At 62.6% G+C, this 19778-nt stretch carries 13 protein-coding genes; 8 read left to right on the forward strand and 5 right to left on the reverse strand.

Going from position 1 to position 19778, the window contains the following annotated elements:
* Nucleotides 1–2 precede the first annotated feature (2 nt).
* The 6 genes from J3P88_RS19635 (at nucleotide 3) to J3P88_RS19660 (ending at nucleotide 7154) form a co-directional block, all read left to right on the forward strand.
* Entirely contained in the window at nucleotides 3–1007 is a 1005-nt protein-coding gene (locus tag J3P88_RS19635) for a polysaccharide deacetylase family protein (RefSeq protein ID WP_434571097.1), read from the forward strand.
* Nucleotides 1004–2308, forward strand: coding sequence for an oligosaccharide flippase family protein (locus J3P88_RS19640; RefSeq protein ID WP_434571098.1), 1305 nt, complete (start codon nucleotides 1004–1006; stop codon nucleotides 2306–2308). Before J3P88_RS19635 ends, J3P88_RS19640 begins: the two co-directional genes overlap by 4 nt.
* 263 nt (nucleotides 2309–2571) lie before the next feature.
* Nucleotides 2572–4521, forward strand: a complete 1950-nt coding sequence (locus tag J3P88_RS19645; RefSeq protein ID WP_434576563.1) for a hypothetical protein — start codon at nucleotides 2572–2574, stop codon at nucleotides 4519–4521.
* Nucleotides 4518–5207 carry an N-acetyltransferase gene (locus tag J3P88_RS19650; RefSeq protein ID WP_434571100.1) on the forward strand — a complete coding sequence of 230 codons (690 nt, stop codon included), beginning with the start codon at nucleotides 4518–4520 and terminating at the stop codon, nucleotides 5205–5207. The genes J3P88_RS19645 and J3P88_RS19650 overlap by 4 nt, the downstream gene beginning before the upstream one ends.
* A gap of 5 nt (nucleotides 5208–5212) precedes the next feature.
* Entirely contained in the window at nucleotides 5213–6388 is a 1176-nt protein-coding gene (locus J3P88_RS19655; RefSeq protein WP_186708601.1) for a GNAT family N-acetyltransferase, read from the forward strand.
* Nucleotides 6360–7154 carry a carbohydrate deacetylase gene (locus J3P88_RS19660; RefSeq protein ID WP_434571102.1) on the forward strand — a complete coding sequence of 265 codons (795 nt, stop codon included), beginning with the start codon at nucleotides 6360–6362 and terminating at the stop codon, nucleotides 7152–7154. The genes J3P88_RS19655 and J3P88_RS19660 overlap by 29 nt, the downstream gene beginning before the upstream one ends.
* Nucleotides 7155–7293: 139 nt before the next feature.
* Here the strand turns inward: J3P88_RS19660 and J3P88_RS19665 are convergent, their stop codons facing one another.
* Nucleotides 7294–7836 (reverse strand): hypothetical protein, encoded by a 543-nt coding sequence (locus tag J3P88_RS19665; protein ID WP_434571104.1) that lies wholly within the window; start codon nucleotides 7834–7836, stop codon nucleotides 7294–7296.
* A 161-nt stretch (nucleotides 7837–7997) separates the two neighbouring features.
* Here J3P88_RS19665 and J3P88_RS19670 point away from each other — a divergent pair, with 161 nt between their 5' ends.
* Nucleotides 7998–8936: an alpha/beta hydrolase gene (locus J3P88_RS19670; protein ID WP_434571106.1), complete on the forward strand. Its 939-nt coding sequence runs from the start codon at nucleotides 7998–8000 to the stop codon at nucleotides 8934–8936.
* 324 nt (nucleotides 8937–9260) lie between these two features.
* On the opposite strand, the gene J3P88_RS19675 is transcribed toward J3P88_RS19670, so the two are convergent.
* Nucleotides 9261–9974: a FadR/GntR family transcriptional regulator gene (locus J3P88_RS19675; protein WP_186708587.1), complete on the reverse strand. Its 714-nt coding sequence runs from the start codon at nucleotides 9972–9974 to the stop codon at nucleotides 9261–9263.
* 300 nt (nucleotides 9975–10274) lie between these two features.
* On the opposite strand from J3P88_RS19675, the gene gudD reads away from it, so the two are divergent.
* Nucleotides 10275–11618 carry a glucarate dehydratase gene (gudD, locus tag J3P88_RS19680; protein WP_186708585.1) on the forward strand — a complete coding sequence of 448 codons (1344 nt, stop codon included), beginning with the start codon at nucleotides 10275–10277 and terminating at the stop codon, nucleotides 11616–11618.
* 354 nt (nucleotides 11619–11972) lie between these two features.
* On the opposite strand, the gene glgB is transcribed toward gudD, so the two are convergent.
* From glgB to J3P88_RS19695, 3 genes are all read right to left on the reverse strand, one after another.
* On the reverse strand, nucleotides 11973–14207 hold the full coding sequence (gene glgB, locus J3P88_RS19685) for a 1,4-alpha-glucan branching protein GlgB (protein WP_434571109.1): 2235 nt from the start codon (nucleotides 14205–14207) through the stop codon (nucleotides 11973–11975).
* Between the two features lie 11 nt (nucleotides 14208–14218).
* Nucleotides 14219–17563 (reverse strand): maltose alpha-D-glucosyltransferase, encoded by a 3345-nt coding sequence (gene treS / locus J3P88_RS19690; RefSeq protein ID WP_186708567.1) that lies wholly within the window; start codon nucleotides 17561–17563, stop codon nucleotides 14219–14221.
* A 210-nt stretch (nucleotides 17564–17773) separates the two neighbouring features.
* Entirely contained in the window at nucleotides 17774–19771 is a 1998-nt protein-coding gene (locus tag J3P88_RS19695; protein ID WP_434571112.1) for an alpha-1,4-glucan--maltose-1-phosphate maltosyltransferase, read from the reverse strand.
* Nucleotides 19772–19778: the final 7 nt, after the last annotated feature.

Here is a 19778-nt window from a genome sequence, read left to right on the forward strand (position 1 = left end):
CGATGTCGATCAAACACGTCTTCAAGCGCACCGGCGGCTGGCTGTACCTGAACACATCCCTGGGCCGCCATCCACTGCGTGGCGCCGGCGTGATCCTGATGTTGCATCGCGTGTTGAACAACGACCGCGCCGCCGAATTGCCCCATCGCAACGAGTTGTGCGTGGGGCCCGATGCGTTTGAACATTTGCTGATCTGGCTGCAACGGCATTTCGAATGTGTGCCACTGATGAGCTTGCTGCTGGCCGACCCTGAGAGTGTCCCGAATCGCCCACGGGTGGCCCTGACCTTCGACGACGGCTGGCGCGACAACGCCATGAATGCCTTTCCGTTGCTGCGCCAATACCAGGTACCGGCGAGTATTTTCCTGTCCACCGACTTCGTCGGCAGTCGCCAGCACTTCTGGTGGGAAAGCATCGGCGAAACCCTGTGGGGCAGCCACGGACAGGTGGCACGGCATTCGCTGATCGAGCAGTTGCAACACGTCGGGCGGCCGTTGCCGGTGCTGCTCGATGATATCGACGATGAGCGCCGCAGCCTGGCGCTGCTGCATTATCTGCAAAGCCTCAAGACCCTCGATCCACGCACCTTGAGCGAGCTCACGCAGGCCTGCCCGCACGGCTCGCAACCCCAGGCCCTGGACTGGCCCCAGGTGCGCCTGCTCGAAGATTCCGGCCTGGTCCGCTTCGGCCCCCATGGCGCCAGCCACGCGATCCTGACCGGGCTGGACGACCAGCGCCTGCATGAAGAACTGACCCGCAGCTGGACAGCCCTGGAAAACGGCTGCGCCCAACCCTTGCCGGTGTATTGCTATCCCAATGGGGATAACGATGCCCGCGTGCGCCAACAGGTGGCGGCCCACGGTTTTGCCTTCGCCCTGGGCACCGAGGCCGGGCTGTATCGCAACGATGGCGACCCTTTGAACCTGCCGCGTTTCGGCGTCAGCCAGCGCAACGCCTGCCACCCTGAATTGTTGGCCTGGCGTATTCGCCAAGGAGCCCGTTCATGAATCGCGCACATTACATCAGGCTTTTGGTGTTGAGCATGGGCACAAGCCTGGCGATGATCGGCCTGCGCCTGCTGCGCAACGTGTTGCTGGCACGGATCCTGGGGCCCAGTGAACGCGGGCTGTTGGCGCTACTGAGCACCCTGCCGGACCTGATCAGCGCCACCACCAGTGGAGGCCTGAATTCTGCCGTGGGTTATCAGGCGGCGCAGCATCGCTCGATGAGCCTGTTGCTCAGCCACGTGCTGGTCTTCGGCTGCCTGCTGGCGGGGTTGCTGACGCTGCTGGTGGTGGCGCTGGTGCGTGAATTCGGCGCCGAACTGGACATCACCCTGCAGCTGGGATTGCTGGCCTGGCTGCTGTTGCTGGCCGTGCCGCTGGCGGTACTCAAGAGCGGCCTGCTGACGCTGCACAACGCCTCCGGCGGCGTCGGTGTGTTCAACGCCTTGCGGTTGATGGAATCCCTGGTCCCGCTGTTGCTGTTCGTGGCGCTGTTCTGGATGTGGAAAGACACGGCGCTGGAAGCGGCGCTGATCAGCTGGCTGGCGGGCCTGAGCCTGGTCGTACTGGCAGGCTGGATGTGGTTGCGCCGAGATCATGCGTTCACGCTGCGCTGGGATCGCACCGGCCAGGACGAACTGCTGCGTTACGGTGTCCGCAGTCATCCGGACCTTTTGTTCCAGCAACTGATGATGCGCTCGGATTACCTGTTCATCGGTGCACTGCTGGGCAGCACGGCGCTGGGGCACTACGCCATGGCCAGCGCCGCGGCTGAACTGCTGCATATCGTGCCGGAAGCGGTCACCACGCCACTGATGAAACGCCTGCTGCAGCAAGACACAGACATGAAGCGCCTGACCCCGCTGGCCTTGCGCCTGACCGCCACGGCCATGCTCGCCGCCTGCCTGGGCATGGTACTGGTCGGCGAATGGCTGATCGTCACCATGTTCGGCATCGCCTATCAACCGGCGTACCCGGCCCTGCTGGCGCTGCTGCCTGGGGTGTTCGGGTTGTGCTACGCGAGCATCCTGCGCCTGGACCTGCTGGGCAAGGGCCGCCCCGGCAGCGTTTCGTTGCTGATGGGCGTGGGGGCGCTATTGAACCTGGCGCTGAACCTGATCCTGATTCCGAGCTACGGCATCGTCGGCGCCGCCGCCGCTTCGTCCATCGCCTACTTGGGTGTGACCGTTGCCATGCTGGTGATGTATTGCCGCCTGAGCGGCGTGGCGCCGTGGCAGACGCTGATTATCCTGCCCAGTGATTTGCTGCCGATGCGTCAGATGCTGCTGGGGAAATCCGCGTGAGCACCGTGGCCAGCAAAACCGCCATCGCGAGCAAGCTCGCTCCCACAGGGTCCGGTATGTGCAAGCACCACAAATCCCTTGTGGGAGCGGGCTTGCTCGCGAAAGCGGTGGGGCAGCTTGCGATGATGTTGAAAGTGACGGCCTCTTCGCGAGCAAGCCCGCTCCCACAAAAACCTGGCGCCGAGCACAATTTTCATGACCACAACAAATCAACTGTGGGAGCGAGCCTGCTCGCGATGAGGCCAGTGCGGCGCATGCTCAAAATGAGCGGTTGCCTGTGTTTCCTGCTTTTGGCCACTTCGGCCCAAGCCGCGTCCATGCAGTGGACCGGTATCCGTGACGGCAGCCTGTACCTGCAAACCGACCGTCCAGATGCTGTCACCGTACGCTGGGTGCCCGCCTGGCAGGCCGATGCCAATGCCGAACACGTGTATCTGCTCGACGGCCACGGGCGGTTGGCGGGCGAACGCCTGGTCAAGGCCGACCAGGTGCGCGGAGAGCAACAATGGCCCTTGCTGCCTGGCGCCGCCAGTTATCGGCTGGAGATTCCCGGCTACAGTTTCCGGCGCTATAGCGTCGAACACGACGCCCGCACCCGTGCCCTGTTTGCTCCGGCCAAGGTGCATTTCAGTGCTGAAGCCCACGATGGCGACGAGCTGTATTTCAAAGTGGCGGCTGGCGAACAGGCGGTGCTGGCAGGCAAGTTCCACGGCGGCGCGCGGGCATTGCAAGCCCGGCGCGTCGCCGATGGCAAACAGCTGCAACTGAACCTCAAGCCGTACCGCGCCTATTGGCAGTTCGACCAAGTGGCCCTACCGGTGACGGATGTTGAACAAGTCTGGCGCCTGCATGTACAGGGCAATGGCAAGCTGGCGTTCTGGCTGGACGGCACGGCCAACCTGTTCGCCCAAGACCCGGCGCACTTGCAACCGGTGCGCCAGGATCCGGGGCAGACCCACCTGACGCTCCACGACGAGGCGCTCGGCACGACCCCTAAACTGGGCATATACCTGCCGTACGAATTACTGCCGCCCTCCAGCTACGCGATGCTCGATGCGCTCAAACCCCAGGCGGCAAGCCTCTACAGTTTTGTCGATGTCATGGCGGCCAAGGTCAATCATGAAGACGCCTTCCGACGTTTGTATCAGGGCCGCTTCGGCATCAGCCAGGACATCACCCTGCTCGCCGCTACCCAGCGCCGGGCGGATCTGCAGGCCGACCGGACCAGTCTCAGCGGCTTGCAAGCCTGGCTCATGTCGACCCGGGCTTCGGGCGGCAACGGTATCCATTACCTCAGTTTTGCCGATGAGCCAAACCTGAACTACCCAGACTTCGCCAGTTTCCAGCAACTGTTCCAGAGCATGGCGGCCCAGGTCCGCGCCGATCCTGCCAACGCACGCGCCGGTGTCCGCATCGCCATACCCGCCAGTTCCCGGTTCACCAACGGCCCCTTCACCGACAATGCGGCAGACAAGCGCGGGATCGACTGGGCACGGCGCCTGCTCGCGACGTCCGACGACCAGATCGACGCCTTGGCCTGGCACGAATGGATGATCCGCGACCTGCTGGCGACCCGGGTCTACCGCGACAGCGTCCGTCAGGCCGCCAACCTGGTGGGGCTGGACAGCCAGGGCCGGCCCCGCAAGGCGTTGCTGTTGGACCAGACCAACATGTCCAGCGGCTCGAGCCTGAGCCCTTACGACCAGGAAACCCACTACGCCGCTTTGTGGTGGACGTCGGTGGCGATCAACGCCTCCGCGGATGGTTGGCTCGACATGCTCAACTGGTTCATGCTCGCCGACGAACCCGAATACCCCAAAGGCATGGTGCGGGTGCTGGACAATCAGCGCTTCGAGCTCAAGCCCGTGGGCCTGGCCCAGCAGTTCATCCAACAGCACTGGCTCAACCAGGTGCTGCGCCTGGACAACGACGCGTTTGAAGTCGACGTACTGGCCATGGCCACCGGAAAACAACGCAATCTGCTGGGCGTGAACAAAAGCACGCGAGCCCATCAGGTCAGCCTCGACGGCACGGCCTGCCCTCAGCCTGGCATGACCTTGATGTATTTCGGCCCGGACAACCGCAGCCACAACGCTGTGCTTGATTGCAAGGCCGGCCAGGTCGGGTTCCTCCTGCCAGGGGAAACCGTGTTCGCCCTCAGTTGGACAGCTCCCCTTCCCCCCAAACCTGCCACCCGTCAGGAGGCACCATGAACGCTCTGCAAACATTGCGAGATCGCATCCAGAAAAAAGGTCTGCGCGCCGTTCTAAAGCAGCTGTGCAGACGCTACGTATTTGCCCACACCCGACTGGTGTGGCTGGAGCATGACATACGGACCCCGCTCCCCCCCCATAACCTCAAGCCCTACCCACCGATGCGCCTGGAGCTCATCACGGTCAGCAATGCCGATGCGTTTGCCCGACACTTCGGCGACCGCGTCGAAACCATGCGCGAATTGGCGGCTGAAGGCTACACCGGCTTGATGTACCTGGATGATCAGGGCGACAGCGTGGGCTTCGCCTGGGCCAGTACACGGGACTATTTCGACCGCCATTTCTACCGCTGCAACTTTCCGATCAAGCCTGGCGAGTACTTTCAGTTCGGTGGCGAGGCGATTCGTCAATACTGGGGTACCAGTATCTCGGCGGACATGCAGTTGGAGGTGTGGAAAGTCATGGCGGACCAGGGTTGCAGCACGATGGTCGATGTCTGCGATCTGCAAAACATCCAGGCGATCAAGATGCACATCCGCATGGGCTTCCAGGAGCGCGGGCAGATCACCCACCTCTACCGTTTGTTCGGTCTTTGGCGGTTCCTGCGCAATACGTCTTACGCCGGCACGGCACTGGACGCGTTCCGTAAACCGGCGCAGCCGGCTGCCTCGACGTCGGCGGCCTGATCCCCATGGCGATCCGGTTCCAATGGTGTCGCTCCCTGGGCGCAGCGGATTTTCCTGTATCAGCTTATGAACAGCTGCTGACCCAGGTGGCCGACGCAACACCGTTCAACAGCCTGGCCTGGCTGCAAGCGGCGGAATTCGCCCTGTTGCCCGAGCAGCAGTTGCATGTACTGCTGGGCTGGCAAGACCAGGCCTTGTGCCTTTGCCTGCCTCTGATATCAGGACGTGAACGTATCGGCGGGCTGCGGTTCCGAGTGTTGCATCACTTGGGTTTTCCAATGACCGACCGCATCGCCCTGCTGGCGCGCCTGGACGCCGAAGACATGGGCCAGGCGCTGATGCAGATCCGTCAGCACTTGCCTCACGCGTTGCTGCAATTGAATGAAGTGATCGAGCCGATCGGTGAGCAAAGCGTCCTCAGCGCCTGGATGGCGCTGAGTTCAACCGGAGAACGGCGGCTCAGTTGCCGGGTTCCGGTGCATTTGATCAATGACAGTGACCGTCAAGAGATATCCGGCGATCCACGTTACAAATTGCGCCGGGCGCGCAAGCGGATCGCCGCCTGTGGCGCCGAGATCCGCCGGGTGACACCCGATGCCATCAGCATGGGGCAATTGCTGCGGACCCTCGCCGATGTCGAGGCGGTCAGCTGGAAAGGCGAAGAAGGTGTCGGCATTTTCGCCGACCCCAGGCGCCACCAATGGATGAACCACGCCTTCACCGCCCTCGCCGCCCAAGGCCTGGTGCGGGTGGTGCTGCTGGAGCTGAACGGCGAGTGCATCAGCTATCGCCTCGGCCTGCTGGACCAGGGCCGGCTGTACGATTACAACCTGGCGTTCCTGCCGCAGCATGCCGACCTGGGCAGCGGCCGGGTATTGCTTGAAGAGTGGATCCGCTGGGGGCTGGACGAAAACTGGCGCTGGATCGATGCGTCGCGGGTCAGTCTCAATAACTCCAATCATCAATTGCACGAGCGCATGACCGGCCTGCTGGAACACTGGCGTTGGAGTTTTTATTCCTGGCAGCCTGATGGTTTGCTCCTGGGTTTCGCCTTGCGGCTTTGGAAGAGCCTGAAACCATGGCTTGGCCAGCGCAAGACGAAACCAACCGCGGCGACGTCATCGTCTTCCTCCAAGCCCCAGGAGAACACCCATGCCTCGCCGAGCGATCATCAACGCTGACGACTTCGGGCTCAGCCTCAGCGCAAACGCATTGATCCTGCGGGCCTTCGAGACCGGCGTGATCAGTTCCGCCTCGGCCATGGCCAACATGCCGGGTTTCGAGCAAGCCTGTGAATTGGCCCGGCAACCACTGCTCAACGGCCACGTCGGCCTGCACTTCAATCTCAGCCACGGCCCGTCGCTGGGCCAGGCAATCGCATCGCGCCGGCTTTTTTGCGACGCCAATGGCCAGTTCGACCTGAACCTGTCGCGGTATTGCCTGCGCCTGGGTACGAAGGACCTGGCGGCGGTGGAAGACGAGCTCCACGCGCAATGGCAACATTGTCTGGATCAAGGCCTGAGCCCCAGCCACCTCGACTCTCATCAACACGTGCACAATATCTGGCCCATCGGCGAACTGGTGGCCCGCTTCGCCGCCCGGCAAGGCGTGCCCATGCGCCTGGCGCGCAACCTGGGGGTGAACTTGAACCTGCCCAAGCGCATTTTCAAGACCCTGCTCAACCGGCGCTTGCGCAGCCTGTGCGGGGCGACAGCGGATTACGTCTGCACGCCAGCCGACCTGGACCACGCCGCGCCGCCGGAACACGGCTCGCTCGAGGTCATCGTTCATCCGCTGCAATTGGACGGGGACTTTGGCGATGCCAGCCTGATGCCAGGAGACTCGTTGACCCACGTACTGCACAAGCGCCTGGCGGGCGTGCCCAAGGTCGCGCATGACCGGACCACCCAGGTGTTGAAGCTGGTTGAGCGTGGGGACGGGCACTGACAGGGACGCGTATACCTGTGGCGAGGGAGCTTGCTCCCGCTGGGTCGCGTAGCGGCCCCTCAGGCTTCAATGGTGACTTGTCGGGGACTGCTTCGCAGTCCAGCGGGAGCAAGCTCCCTCGCCACAAGTCATCATTGTTTCAACTACCGAGGCTCAGCCGCGCCAGCGAGGCACGGCGGTCGATGGCCTCACGCAACCGGCGCTTCTGCGCCTCCCAGACATTGGCATCCACCCGGGGTGAACGCATCAGCGCCAACATCGCTTCCTTGGCGTTGAGGTATTCGGCCCACGCATCCCGCGCCTTGAGACTGCGCCGCTCTTCCTCGCTCATGTCCATGCGCCGCAGGGCCAGGGCACATTCGTCCTGGATCAAGGGGCCGAGGGTCGCCTGGATCTTGTGGGGTGCCTTGAAACACGCCGTACCGGCGACGATCTCCCGCGCCCGGTCCAGGCCCCATTCCAACGCCTGGGCCAGTGGTTCATGCAAGGTGCGGTCGTAGAACTCTTCGACCCAAACGGATCCATTCGGACGATAAACACAGACGAAGACTTGCGTCATGCCCTGCTGATTGATTCTTGCTTGAACCTCGACCTGGGTACCGTCCTCCAGGATCTCTTCGTGGTTGCGCGCCGGCAACCGGCTGTTTACCCAAAGCCAATACTGTGCGCTTCTACGTCGCATCGCGTTGCCCTCCCCCTAAGGAATAGGGAGTAAGACACAGGGTTTGGGGATTTTCCAGCGCCGACAAGCGCGCTTCAGACGAATGACAGCCCGAAATCCCTGCGTCGATTTCGGAGAATCTGCTACAAGGCATCTTCGGTTTCGAGTAGCGAATGGCATCGATGTCTTCACTCTTACTTTCTGGCCTGAAACGCCGCTGGTTGGCCTGGCTGTGCATGAGCGCATTGGTGATCGGCCTGCCGGTGGGCTGCGGGGTGTTGCAGCACAAGGAACGAGAACTGGTCTTTCGCATCGAGCCGGGGACGGCGAGCTGGTTCAGTGGGTTGCCCAGTGGTGTGCAGGAATTCGACCTCAAGCCCAAAAGCTTCAAGGCCGGGGAAAATATCCACGGCTGGTGGTGGCCGGCCGAACGCAAGAACGCGCCGGCCATTTTGTATTTGCACGGCGTACGCTGGAATTTGACTGGCCAATTGTTTCGTATCCAACAACTGCGGGCGCTGGGCTATTCGGTACTGGCCATCGACTACCGAGGCTTTGGCAAAAGCCATGGGGAGCTGCCGTCGGAGGCCAGCGTCTATGAAGATGCACGCATCGCCTGGGAGCGTCTCGAAGTCTTGCAACCGGACCCAAGCCTGCGGCTGATCTATGGCCATTCCCTGGGGGGCGCCGTCGCGGTGGACCTCGCTGCGCAACTCGGCCAGCAGGTGGCGAAGGATGGCAAAGCCCGGGTCCGGGGCCTGGTCATCGAATCCACCTTTACTTCGCTGGGGGATGTCGCCACCGCGATGGCGAATACGTCCCTGCCGGTGCGTTGGTTGCTGTCGCAGAAGTTCGACTCCATCGACAAGATCGGCGAGATCAACATGCCGCTGCTGATTGTCCATGGCGCCGCCGACCGCTACGTGCCGCCACGGTTCAGTGAACAACTGTTCAACGCTGCCCGGGAACCCAAGCGCCTGCTGCTGGTGCCTGGGGCGACGCATAACAACAGCATGAGCCGGGCGGGCAAAAACTACCGGCAGGCCTTGGATGCACTGATGAAAAGCTCGCCATCGCCTGTGGCCGGAAACACCCCCGCTGCCCCGGCCAAAGCGGGTTGAGCCAATGAATCCCCATGCCTCCTGTGGGAAGCGGTGGGTCAGTTAGTAGCGATGTTGGCTGTGCCGCCGCCATCGCGAGCAGGCTCGCTCCCGCCGTTTGTCCGAGGAGTTCGCAAATATTGCATACACCAAAAACCCTGTGGGAGCGGGCTTGCTCGCGAAAGCGGTGGGTCAGTTGGTAAGGATATTGACTGTACCGCCATCTTCGCGAGCAAGCCCGCTCCCACAGGGTTCCGAGGCGTTCAAGAAATCGGCATCCACCGCTGATTCCCTTGTGGGAGCGAGCCTGCTCGCGATGGCGGTGGGTCAGGCGACGATGAGCCGTCAGGATCCCGCGCCGAACCGGTCACGGCTGTTGGTCAGGTGCAGCCACATGGCGGCGCGGGCGGCGTCCGGGTCCTGGCGCTTGATGGCGTTGAAGATCGCCTCATGCTCAAGGCTGGCAAACTGCGCCAGCTTGCTCAGATCCGCCTGGCCGCGCTCGGCCACGTTCACACGGGTCCTGGGAATCATCGCATTGCCCAGGTGCTGCATGATCTCGACAAAACAGGCGTTGTCCGTCGCTTCGGCGATGAGCAGATGGAAACGCCGGTCAGCTTCGACACAGCTGTCGTTGTTGTTGGACAACCGCTGGTAATCCTCCAACGCCTGGCGCATCCGCTGCAGTTGATGTTCGCTGCGACGCTGGGCCGCCAAGGCGACGGCCTGGGTTTCCAGGCCCAGGCGCAGTTCCAGCATCGCCCGCACCCCCGCAGCGGTGTCGACATTCAGCCGCAGCCCCTGCTCGCCGGTTTGCGCCAGCACAAAGGTGCCGATGCCGTGGCGGGTCTCCACCAGCCCCGAGGCCTGCAATTTGGAAATCGCCTCGCGCACCACCGTACGACTGACGCCATGGGCCTGCACGATGGCACCTTCCGACGGCAACTTCTCGCCCGGTTTCAACTGCCCCAGCAGGATGCTCTGGCTCAGCTTCGCCACCAGGTCATGGGCCAGGTTGTGGGTGCGCTTGCGCAGGGGGGCGTGGGTGTCTGGCGGCATGAACCGTTGTTCCTTGATACGGGCAGGCTGATCGTCGGATGAAACCTCGTCGCGCCCTGAACTTGTATGACAAGCTAGATCATCGCAGCCTACACAAGGTTGCGCCAGTACAAACGCAACCCTGCCTGAATTTTTTATTTTTTTACCAACCCCCGTAAACAAAGGAGCCCAGAGAGATTTTCAAGTGATCGCAATCAAAAAGCGACAAAGCTCACTTGTAAGACAAAAAAATCAAGTTGTATGATGTCTATCAACATCGCCCCGTCGCGATGCCCCATAAAAACAACGAGTGGGAAAGACATGCAGATTCAAGAAGCCACCAAAGCCCCGATCATTACCAGCATGCAGGTCGTACCCGTGGCCGGCCACGACGGCATGCTGCTGAACCTCAGCGGCGCCCACGGTCCGTTCTTCACCCGCAACATCGTCATTCTCAAGGACAACGCCGGCCACACCGGCGTGGGCGAAGTGCCCGGCGGCGAGCGCATTCGCCAGACCCTCGAAGACGCCCGTTCGCTGGTGGTCGGCAGCCCTATCGGCACGTACCAGAAGATCCTCAACACCGTGCGCCATGCCTTCGCCGACCGCGATGCCGGCGGCCGTGGCCTGCAGACCTTCGACCTGCGCATCACCATCCACGCGGTTACCGGCCTGGAAGCGGCCTTGCTGGACCTGCTCGGCCAACACCTGGACGTACCGGTCGCGGCCCTGCTCGGCGAAGGCCAGCAGCGTGATGAAGTGAAGATGCTCGGCTATCTGTTTTACGTCGGTGATCGCCAGCAGACCGACCTGGCCTATCGCAGCGAGCCGGATGCCGACAATGACTGGTTCCGCGTTCGCCACGAAAAAGCCCTGGACGCCGACGCCGTGGTGCGCCTGGCCGAAGCGGCCCAGGCTCGTTATGGCTTCCAGGACTTCAAGCTCAAGGGCGGCGTGCTCCAAGGCGACGCAGAAATCGAGGCAGTCACGGCCCTGGCCGAGCGCTTTCCACAGGCGCGCATCACCCTGGACCCGAACGGCGCCTGGTCACTCAAGGAGGCGATCCGTTTGTGCCGCGACCAGCACAAAGTGCTGGCCTATGCCGAAGACCCTTGCGGTGCCGAGAACGGCTATTCCGGGCGCGAGGTCATGGCTGAATTCCGCCGCGCCACGGGCCTGAAGACCGCCACCAACATGATCGCCACCGATTGGCGCGAAATGGGTCACGCCATCACCTTGCAGTCCGTGGACATTCCCCTGGCCGACCCGCATTTCTGGACGATGCAGGGCTCCGTGCGCGTGGCGCAGATGTGCAATGAGTGGGGCCTGACCTGGGGCTCGCATTCCAACAATCACTTCGATATTTCCCTGGCGATGTTCACGCATGTGGCCGCCGCGGCACCGGGCGACATCACGGCCATCGACACTCACTGGATCTGGCAGGACGGCCAGCGGTTGACCAAGGCGCCGCTGCAGATCCAGGGCGGTTGCGTGCAAGTGCCGAAAAAACCGGGGCTGGGGATCGAGTTGGACACCGACCAGCTGGCCAAGGCCCATGAACTGTACAAAGGCATGGGCCTAGGGGCGCGGGACGATGCGGTGGCGATGCAGTTCCTGATTCCGGGCTGGACGTTCAACAACAAGCAACCGTGCCTGGTTCGCTGAGTCGATCAACTTCCCTGTGGGAGCGAGCTTGCTCGCGATGGCGGTGGGTCAGTCACATTGATGTCGACTGACACTTCGCTATCGCGAGCAAGCTCGCTCCCACATTGGGTCGATGGTAGCCATGAGTTTGAGGCCACTCATGACTCCCACATTGGGATCTGGGGTGGCCTTTGATTTCATGACCGCCGCAAACACCTGTGGCGAGGGAGCTTGCTCCCGCTGGGCTGCGTAGCGGCCCCCTTCCGGCGGTTGCTGCGCAACCGAGCGGGAGCAAGCTCCCTCGCCACGGTCATCATCTGCCTTCAGACATCACTAACCCGCTGCCAGCTATCCGCCCGGCCCAGGCATTCAGGCTCAACCCTCCGGCCGCAGGATCAACACCGCCAACGGCGGCAGGTTGAGCTCCAGCGACAAGGCCTGGCCATGGCTGGGCACTTCTTCGGTGGAGGCTCCGCCGCCGTTGCCGTAGTTGGAACCGGCGTAGGTGTCGGCATCGCTGTTGAGCAATTCGACCCAACGCCCGCCGAACGGCACGCCGACCCGGTAGGCCTCGCGTGGCACCGGGGTGAAGTTGGCGACCACCAGCACCGGCCGGCCATCCTTGCTCCAGCGCAGCCAGGCGTAGACGCTGTTGAGGGCATCGTCACCGATCAGCCATTGGAAACCCTGAGGCGCGTCATCCTGGTCATGCAGCGCCGGTTCTTCACGGTACAGCCGGTTCAGATCGCTCACCAACTTCTGCACGCCCCGGTGCTCCGGGTATTGCAGCAGGTACCAATCCAACTGCTGGTCGTGGTTCCACTCGCGCCATTGGCCGAACTCACAGCCCATGAACAACAATTTCTTGCCGGGATGGCCCCACATAAAGCTCAGGTAGGCCCTGAGGTTGGCGAACTTCTGCCAGCGATCACCGGGCATCTTGTCGATCAGCGAGCGTTTGCCATGGACCACTTCGTCGTGGGAAATCGGCAGCACGAAACGCTCGGACCAGGCGTACACCAGGCCAAAGCTCAGTTCGTTGTGGTGATGGGCGCGGTACACCGGGTCTTGCTGGATGTAGTGCAGCGAATCGTGCATCCAGCCCATGTTCCACTTGTAGGCGAAACCCAGGCCGCCCTGCTGGGTGCTCTGGCTGACGCCCGGCCACGCGGTGGACTCTTCGGCGATGACCAGCGCACCGGGGGTTTCCAGCGCCACCACGTCGTTGAGGTGCCGCAGGAAATCGATGGCTTCGAGATTTTCCCGCCCGCCGTGACGGTTGGGCACCCACTCACCCGCCTTGCGCGAATAGTCGCGGTACAACATCGAGGCCACGGCATCCACCCGCAGGCCGTCGACGTGGAAATGCTTGAGCCAGTGCAACGCCGACGCCAGCATGAAGCCGTGCACTTCGGTGCGGCCCAGGTTGTAGATCAGCGTGTCCCAATCCTGGTGGAAGCCTTCCAGCGGGTTGCCGTATTCGTACAGAGCGGTGCCGTCGAACTGGGCCAGGCCGTGGGTATCGGTGGGGAAATGCGCCGGCACCCAGTCGAGGATGACGCCGATATTGGCCTGGTGGCAGGCGTTGACGAACGCGGCGAAATCGTCCGGCGAACCAAAGCGTGCCGTCGGCGCGAACTGTGACAACGGCTGATAGCCCCAGGAGCCGCCGAACGGGTGCTCCATGATTGGCATCAGCTCGATGTGGGTGAAGCCCAGGTCCTTGACATACGGAATCAACCGCTCGGCCATTTCATGCCAGTTGTATTGCCGGGCCACCTCCCCCGCCTCGTCGATTTCGCACTGCCAGGAGCCGGCGTGCAACTCATAGATCGACAACGGCGCGCCCGGTAGCTGGCGTTCGCGACGGCTTTGCATCCACTCATCGTCGTGCCATTCGATGTTCAGCGGCGAGGCGACCTTGGAAGCGGTGTCCGGCGGCATCTGCGTGGCCAGCGCCACCGGGTCGGCCTTGAGGGGCAGGATGCCGTGGGCGCCGAGGATTTCATACTTATAGCCTTCGCCAGCACCGAGCCTCGGGATGAAGATCTCCCACACGCCGGATGGATAACGGATGCGCATCGGATGCCGCCGTCCGTCCCAGACGTTGAAGTCCCCCACCACCGACACCCGTCGCGCGTTTGGTGCCCAGACCGCGAAGCGCACGCCGTCGACGCCATCGACGGTCTTCAACTGCGCCCCCAGGCAGGCGCTGAGATCACGATGGTTACCCTCGGCGAACAGGTAAAGGTCCATCTCCCCCAGCAATGGGCCGAAGCTGTAGGGGTCTTCGGCAACCTGCTCGCCGCCAGCCCAACGGGTGCGCAGCAAGTACGCCTGGGCGCGCGCGAAATGGCCGACGAACAGCCCCGGGGTTTCGGTGACTTGCAGCTCACCCAGTTCTTCGCCGCTGTCCCGGGCCAACACATGTACGCTCAGGGCACCGGGCAGGTAGGCACGGATGAACTGGCCGCCGGCGCCGTCGCCATGGGGCCCAAGGATGGAAAACGGGTCGTGATGTTCGGCACGCACCAACGCGTCGATGTCATGGGGCGCCGGCAACAAGGACTCCTTGGCCTGCCCCTGGGGTTCTTTATTCGAGACACTCATGATTCTCTCCACTAAATCGGTCCGGCTACGTCGGAAAAGGGTTGCAGCCCCTTCAACAACCCGACCAGGCCGTGCAGCGGCACGGGCAGCCAGGTGGGGCGATTCTCGGCTTCATAGGCCACTTCATAGGCCGCCTTCTCCAGGCCGAACAACGCCAGCGCGGCGTCTTCGCCTTCAGCATCCTTCCACTCATGGGCAAGACTAGCTGCCGCCAGCCGATATGCCTCGACAAATGCCTGGCGAGCCTCTTTCAAATAACGATCGGCGACCCGTTGCCGCGCCGCATCGGCATCGGCCGTGCTGTCGACGGTGTGCAAATGAATCGCCATGGCCGCCGCATAATCGAAGGAACGCAACACGCCACTGACATCCTTGTACGGGCTGTGCTTGCCCCGTCGCTCATGCAATGGCCGCGCCGGCTCACCTTCGAAGTCGATCAGGTAAGCATCGCCCTTGATCACCAGGACTTGGCCCAGGTGCAGGTCGCCATGGACGCGAATGCGCAAGCCACCGGCGGCCTTGCCGGCCAGTTCCTGGACATGGGCCAGGACGGTTTTCTTGTGCTCCAGCAAGCGTGCGACCATGGCCTGGTCGGCGGGGTTCAATTGGCCTTGGTTCTGCTTGAGCAGGCGCAAGGCGTTTTCCACCTGGGCGGCCACGTCCTTGCCGATGGCCTGTGCTTCCTTGGCGTTGGTGGTTTGCGGTGTAAAGTCCGGGTCGTCGGTGGCCTGGGCCAATACCTGGTGCATTTCCCCCAGGCGTTGGCCGAGCATGCCGGCGAAATCCTTCAGCTCGCCCAAGGCGTTGTAATGCTGCTCCTGCTCGGACACCGCGTCCGCCAGCTCATCGCGCAAGGCGCGTTCGAGGTTGTTCTGGGTCCATTCCCAGGCGTCGCCCTGGTTGCTCAGGTAGCCTTGGGCGATCATCAGCAACGCATCTTCGCCTTGGGCGTCGCGGCGAATCACCGAACCCAGCAGCGGTGAAATATTGCTGAAGCCGGCAGCGGTCAGGTAGGCACTCATTTCCAGTTCCGGGTGCACACCCGAGGCGACCTTGCGGATCAGCTTGAGGACGAGGCTGCCCCCCACCACCACCGAACTGTTGGATTGTTCGGCGGACAGGTAGCGCACCTCCGGCTCGTCTCCCAGGTTCAACGCGGCCAGGCCTTCGGTCGGCTCGAAACGCAACTCACCTTCGGCGAACGGCAGCACCGTGGCGGCCTGCATGCTGTGCAGTACGGCGCGCACGAAGCTTTCCAGGCTGAAGGCATCGGTGATCAAGCCCACCTGACGCACCCGACGAACCCGGGACAAAGCCAGCTGCTGCGGCAATGCCGCACCGACCTGGTCCTCGGCAAGCAGGCCGAACGGCAATTGGTAACGCAGGGTCTGGCCGCCACTGGTGACATCGATTTCACTGAGCAACACCGGATGCTGTGGATCGCCGAAGCGCACGCCATAGACAATATCGACCTTCTCGATCGCGCTGTCCTTGCCGGCGAACCAGCGCCGGTTCTGCAACCAGGTCGGCAGGATGGTTTGCTCCAACGTGGTGCGCGATGGCGCTTCGAGCAATTCTTCCAGGCGTTTTTTCAGCACCAACGTGGTGAAGTCCGGCAGGCTCTGGGCCGGTTCCACGTGCCAGCTCGGCATTTGGTTTTCTGCCGCCAGGGCGAACCAATAGAAGCCGTACGGCGCCAGGGTCAGGAGGAAGTTCAACTGGCCGATGGGCGGGAAGGCATTGCCGCCGAGCATCTCCACCGGGACCATGCCGGCGTAGGCCGACAGGTCCAGCTCGGCGGCCTGGGCGCTGCGGGACACGTTGGCCACGCACAGGATGATTTCGTGCTTGCCGTCAGGCCCGGTGTATTCGCGGGTATAGGCCAGGATCCGGCGGTTGCTCGGCGAGAGCATCTTCAGCGTGCCCCGGCCGAAGGCCTTGGATTGCTTGCGCACCGCCAGCATGCGGCGGTTCCAGTTGAGCAGCGAGTGCGGGTCGCCGGCCTGGGTCTCGACGTTGACCGACTGGTAGCCGTACAGCGGGTCCATGATCGGCGGCAGCACCAGGCTGGCCGGGTCGGCGCGGGAGAAACCACCGTTGCGGTCGATGGACCACTGCATCGGCGTACGCACCCCATCGCGGTCGCCCAGGTAGATGTTGTCGCCCATGCCGATTTCATCGCCGTAGTACAACGTCGGCGTACCGGGCATCGACAGCAGCAGGCTGTTGAGCAACTCGACGCGACGACGATCGCGCTCCAGCAGTGGCGCCAGGCGTCGGCGAATGCCCAGGTTGATACGCGCCCGACGGTCGGCCGCATAGTAATTCCACAGGTAGTCGCGCTCCTTGTCGGTGACCATCTCCAGGGTCAGCTCATCGTGGTTGCGCAGGAAAATTGCCCACTGGCAATTGGCGGGAATCTCCGGGGTCTGGCGCAAAATGTCGGTGATGGGGAAACGATCTTCCTGGGCCAGGGCCATGTACATGCGTGGCATCAGCGGGAAGTGGAAGGCCATGTGGCATTCGTCACCGTTCAGCCCTTGGGCGTCGACATCGCCGAAGTACAACTGGGTGTCTTCCGGCCATTGGTTGGCCTCGGCCAGCAACATGCGGTCAGGGTAGTTGGCGTCGATCTCGGCGCGGATCAGCTTCAGGACGTCATGGGTCTCGGGCAGGTTTTCGTTATTGGTGCCGTCACGCTCGATCAGGTACGGGATGGCATCCAGGCGCAGGCCGTCGATGCCCATGTCCAGCCAGTAGCGCATCACCGACAACACGGCCTTGATGACCTGCGGGTTGTCGAAATTGAGGTCGGGTTGGTGGGAATAGAAACGGTGCCAGAAGTACTGGCCCGCCACCGGGTCCCAGGTCCAATTGGACTTCTCGGTGTCGAGGAAAATGATGCGCGTGCCGTCGTACTTGTGGTCGTCATCAGACCAGACGTAGAAGTCCCGCGCCTTCGAACCTTTCTTGGCTTTGCGCGCGCGCTGGAACCAGGGGTGTTGGTCGGAGGTGTGGTTGATGACCAACTCGGTGATCACCCGCAGGTTGCGCTTGTGGGCTTCGGCAATGAACCGCCGGGCATCGGCCATGGTGCCGTAGTCGGGACTGACGCCGCGGTATTCGGCGATGTCATAACCGTCGTCGCGCCGGGGGGAAGGATAGAACGGCAGCAGCCAGATGGTGTTGACGCCCAGGTCGGCGATGTAGTCGAGTTTTTCGATCAGGCCGGGAAAGTCGCCGATCCCGTCGTTATTGGAGTCGTAATAGGATTTAACGTGAACCTGATAAATCACCGCATCCTTGTACCAGAGCGGATCCTTGATGAAGGTGGCAGACCGGGGTTTCTTCGCCATGTGCAACTCCTGATAATTCAATAAAGCCGCGGGATACAGGCTTGTGGGGTCTTGTTATGCGGCGAGGCCTTGTTCTGTGATGAGGTCTTTGTGGCGAGGGAGCTTGCTCCCGCTGGGCGCGAAGCGGCCCCCTTGAAATCACGACTGCTTCGCAGCCGAGCGGGAGCAAGCTCCCTCGCCACAACAGCCCTCACTCAACATCGCGCGGCATCACGCCACGCTGATCCGCCAAATCCCGAACGGCTGGTACGCCGGGTCGATCCGCATGAACTGGTACTTGCCGTACCAGGTCCAGCGATGTCCGTTCATCAGGTCCTCGCCCTGGGTCTGGGCATCGTCGGGCAGGCCCATTTCCCACAGCGGCAGTTCGAAATTGGCTTCCTGTGGGTTGTGCGGGTCGAGGCTCACCGCCACCAGGATGAAATTGCTGCCATCGGCCGTGCGCTTGCCGAAATAGAGAATGTTGTCGTTCCAGGCGTTGTAGATCTTCAGGCCCAGATGGGTATGCAGCGCCGGGTTCTGCCGGCGGATGCGGTTGAGCTGGGCGATCTCGGCAATGATGTTGCCCGGCGCGGTGAAGTCCCGGGGACGGATCTCGTACTTCTCCGAGTCGAGGTATTCCTCTTTGCCCGGTACCGGGGCCGACTCGCACAGTTCGAAGCCCGAATACATGCCCCACAGGCCTGAGCCCATGGTCGCCAGCGCCGCGCGGATCAAGAAGCCCGGGCGCCCCGACTCATGGAGGAAGGCCGGGTTGATGTCGGGTGTATTCACGAAGAAATTCGGCCGGTAGCACTCGCGCAACGGCGACTCGTTGAGCTCGCTGAAGTAGGTCGCCAGTTCGGCCTTGGTATTGCGCCAGGTGAAATAGGTGTAGCTCTGGGAATACCCGACCTTGCCCAGCCGCGCCATCATCGCCGGCGTGGTGAACGCTTCAGCCAGGAAGATCACCTCAGGGTATTGGGCCCGGACATCGGCGATCAGCCATTGCCAGAACGGCAATGGCTTGGTGTGTGGATTGTCGACCCGGAAGATCTTCACGCCTTCCTCGACCCAGCCCACCACGATGTCCCGCAGTTCTTCCCACAGGCTGGGGATCGCATCGGCCGCGTAGAAATCGACGTTGACGATGTCCTGGTATTTCTTCGGCGGGTTCTCCGCATATTTGATCGTGCCGTCCGGCCGCCAGCTGAACCAGCCGGGATGCTGCTTGAGCCAGGGGTGGTCCTGGGAACACTGGATGGCGAAGTCGAGGGCGATCTCAAGGCCGTGCTCAGCGGCCGCCGCCACCAGGCGCCGGAAGTCCTCGCGACTGCCCAATTGCGGATGAATGGCCTCGTGCCCGCCCTCCTCGCTGCCGATGGCATAGGGACTGCCCGGGTCGTCGGGGCCGGCGGTGAGGGAGTTGTTCGGGCCTTTGCGGAAACTGCGGCCGATGGGGTGGATTGGCGGGAAGTACAGCACATCGAAGCCCATGTCCTGGATCACCGCCAAGCGCGAATGCACGTCATTGAAGGTGCCGTGGCGCTGGGGATCGTCGGTGATCGAACGGGGAAACAGTTCATACCAGCTGGCAAACTCGGCCAGTTTTCGCTCCACATCCAACGAGTATTCGGGGCTGATGCTCAAGTAGGGTCGATGATCGGCCAGGGACATCAGGTCGGCACTGCGTGGGGCCAGGAACAGCGCCACCTGTTCGTTCGGCAACAGGCCGGAGAGTTCGTGGTGCAAGGCCGCCAGTTGCTCGCTCAGTTCACCGCTGCTGCGCTCGGCAGCCATGTGCACTTGATTGCGCCCTTCCTGCAACTCCAGGCTGATGGGCACCCCGGCAGCGAACTTCTTCTCCAGCTCGTAGCGAAAACTGGCGAACTGGTCGATCCAGGCCTCAATGCAGAACACATAGCGGCCTTGCTCCGGCACGGTGAACTGGCCGCGCCAGCCGTTATTGCCGAGGTCGCTCATGACCTCGCTGTTCCATACGTCATCCTGGAGCGAGCGCCAGCGGATGCGCACCGCCAGCTTATCGTGACCGTCGGCGAACACTTTGCTGGTCACCGTCACGTCCTGCCCGGCCACGGCCTTCGCGGCGAATTGCCCGCCGTCGATCACCGGCATGGTGTTTTCAATCGCGATACGCGGCAACAACAAGGCCTGAGACAACGGCAAATGCGGGTTGTAGGCCAGGTCAGACGGGTGTTCGGCAGTCATCGAGCAT

The sequence above is a fragment of the Pseudomonas sp. Z3-6 genome, from assembly GCF_051131985.1.
Lineage (GTDB): Bacteria > Pseudomonadota > Gammaproteobacteria > Pseudomonadales > Pseudomonadaceae > Aquipseudomonas > Aquipseudomonas zanjanensis.

Excerpts from the sequence above, each read along its gene's own strand:
- J3P88_RS19640 (WP_434571098.1), top strand. The coding sequence starts at position 1,004 with ATGAATCGCGCACATTACATCAGGCTTTTGGTGTTGAGCATGGGCACA.
- glgB (WP_434571109.1), bottom strand. The coding sequence starts at position 14,207 with ATGAGTGTCTCGAATAAAGAACCCCAGGGGCAGGCCAAGGAGTCCTTG.
- J3P88_RS19645 (WP_434576563.1), top strand. The coding sequence starts at position 2,572 with ATGAGCGGTTGCCTGTGTTTCCTGCTTTTGGCCACTTCGGCCCAAGCC.
- J3P88_RS19635 (WP_434571097.1), top strand. The coding sequence starts at position 3 with ATGTCGATCAAACACGTCTTCAAGCGCACCGGCGGCTGGCTGTACCTG.
- J3P88_RS19670 (WP_434571106.1), top strand. The coding sequence starts at position 7,998 with ATGTCTTCACTCTTACTTTCTGGCCTGAAACGCCGCTGGTTGGCCTGG.
- J3P88_RS19665 (WP_434571104.1), bottom strand. The coding sequence starts at position 7,836 with ATGCGACGTAGAAGCGCACAGTATTGGCTTTGGGTAAACAGCCGGTTG.
- J3P88_RS19660 (WP_434571102.1), top strand. The coding sequence starts at position 6,360 with ATGCCTCGCCGAGCGATCATCAACGCTGACGACTTCGGGCTCAGCCTC.
- gudD (WP_186708585.1), top strand. The coding sequence starts at position 10,275 with ATGCAGATTCAAGAAGCCACCAAAGCCCCGATCATTACCAGCATGCAG.
- treS (WP_186708567.1), bottom strand. The coding sequence starts at position 17,563 with ATGGCGAAGAAACCCCGGTCTGCCACCTTCATCAAGGATCCGCTCTGG.
- J3P88_RS19675 (WP_186708587.1), bottom strand. The coding sequence starts at position 9,974 with ATGCCGCCAGACACCCACGCCCCCCTGCGCAAGCGCACCCACAACCTG.
- J3P88_RS19650 (WP_434571100.1), top strand. The coding sequence starts at position 4,518 with ATGAACGCTCTGCAAACATTGCGAGATCGCATCCAGAAAAAAGGTCTG.
- J3P88_RS19655 (WP_186708601.1), top strand. The coding sequence starts at position 5,213 with ATGGCGATCCGGTTCCAATGGTGTCGCTCCCTGGGCGCAGCGGATTTT.
- J3P88_RS19695 (WP_434571112.1), bottom strand. The coding sequence starts at position 19,771 with ATGACTGCCGAACACCCGTCTGACCTGGCCTACAACCCGCATTTGCCG.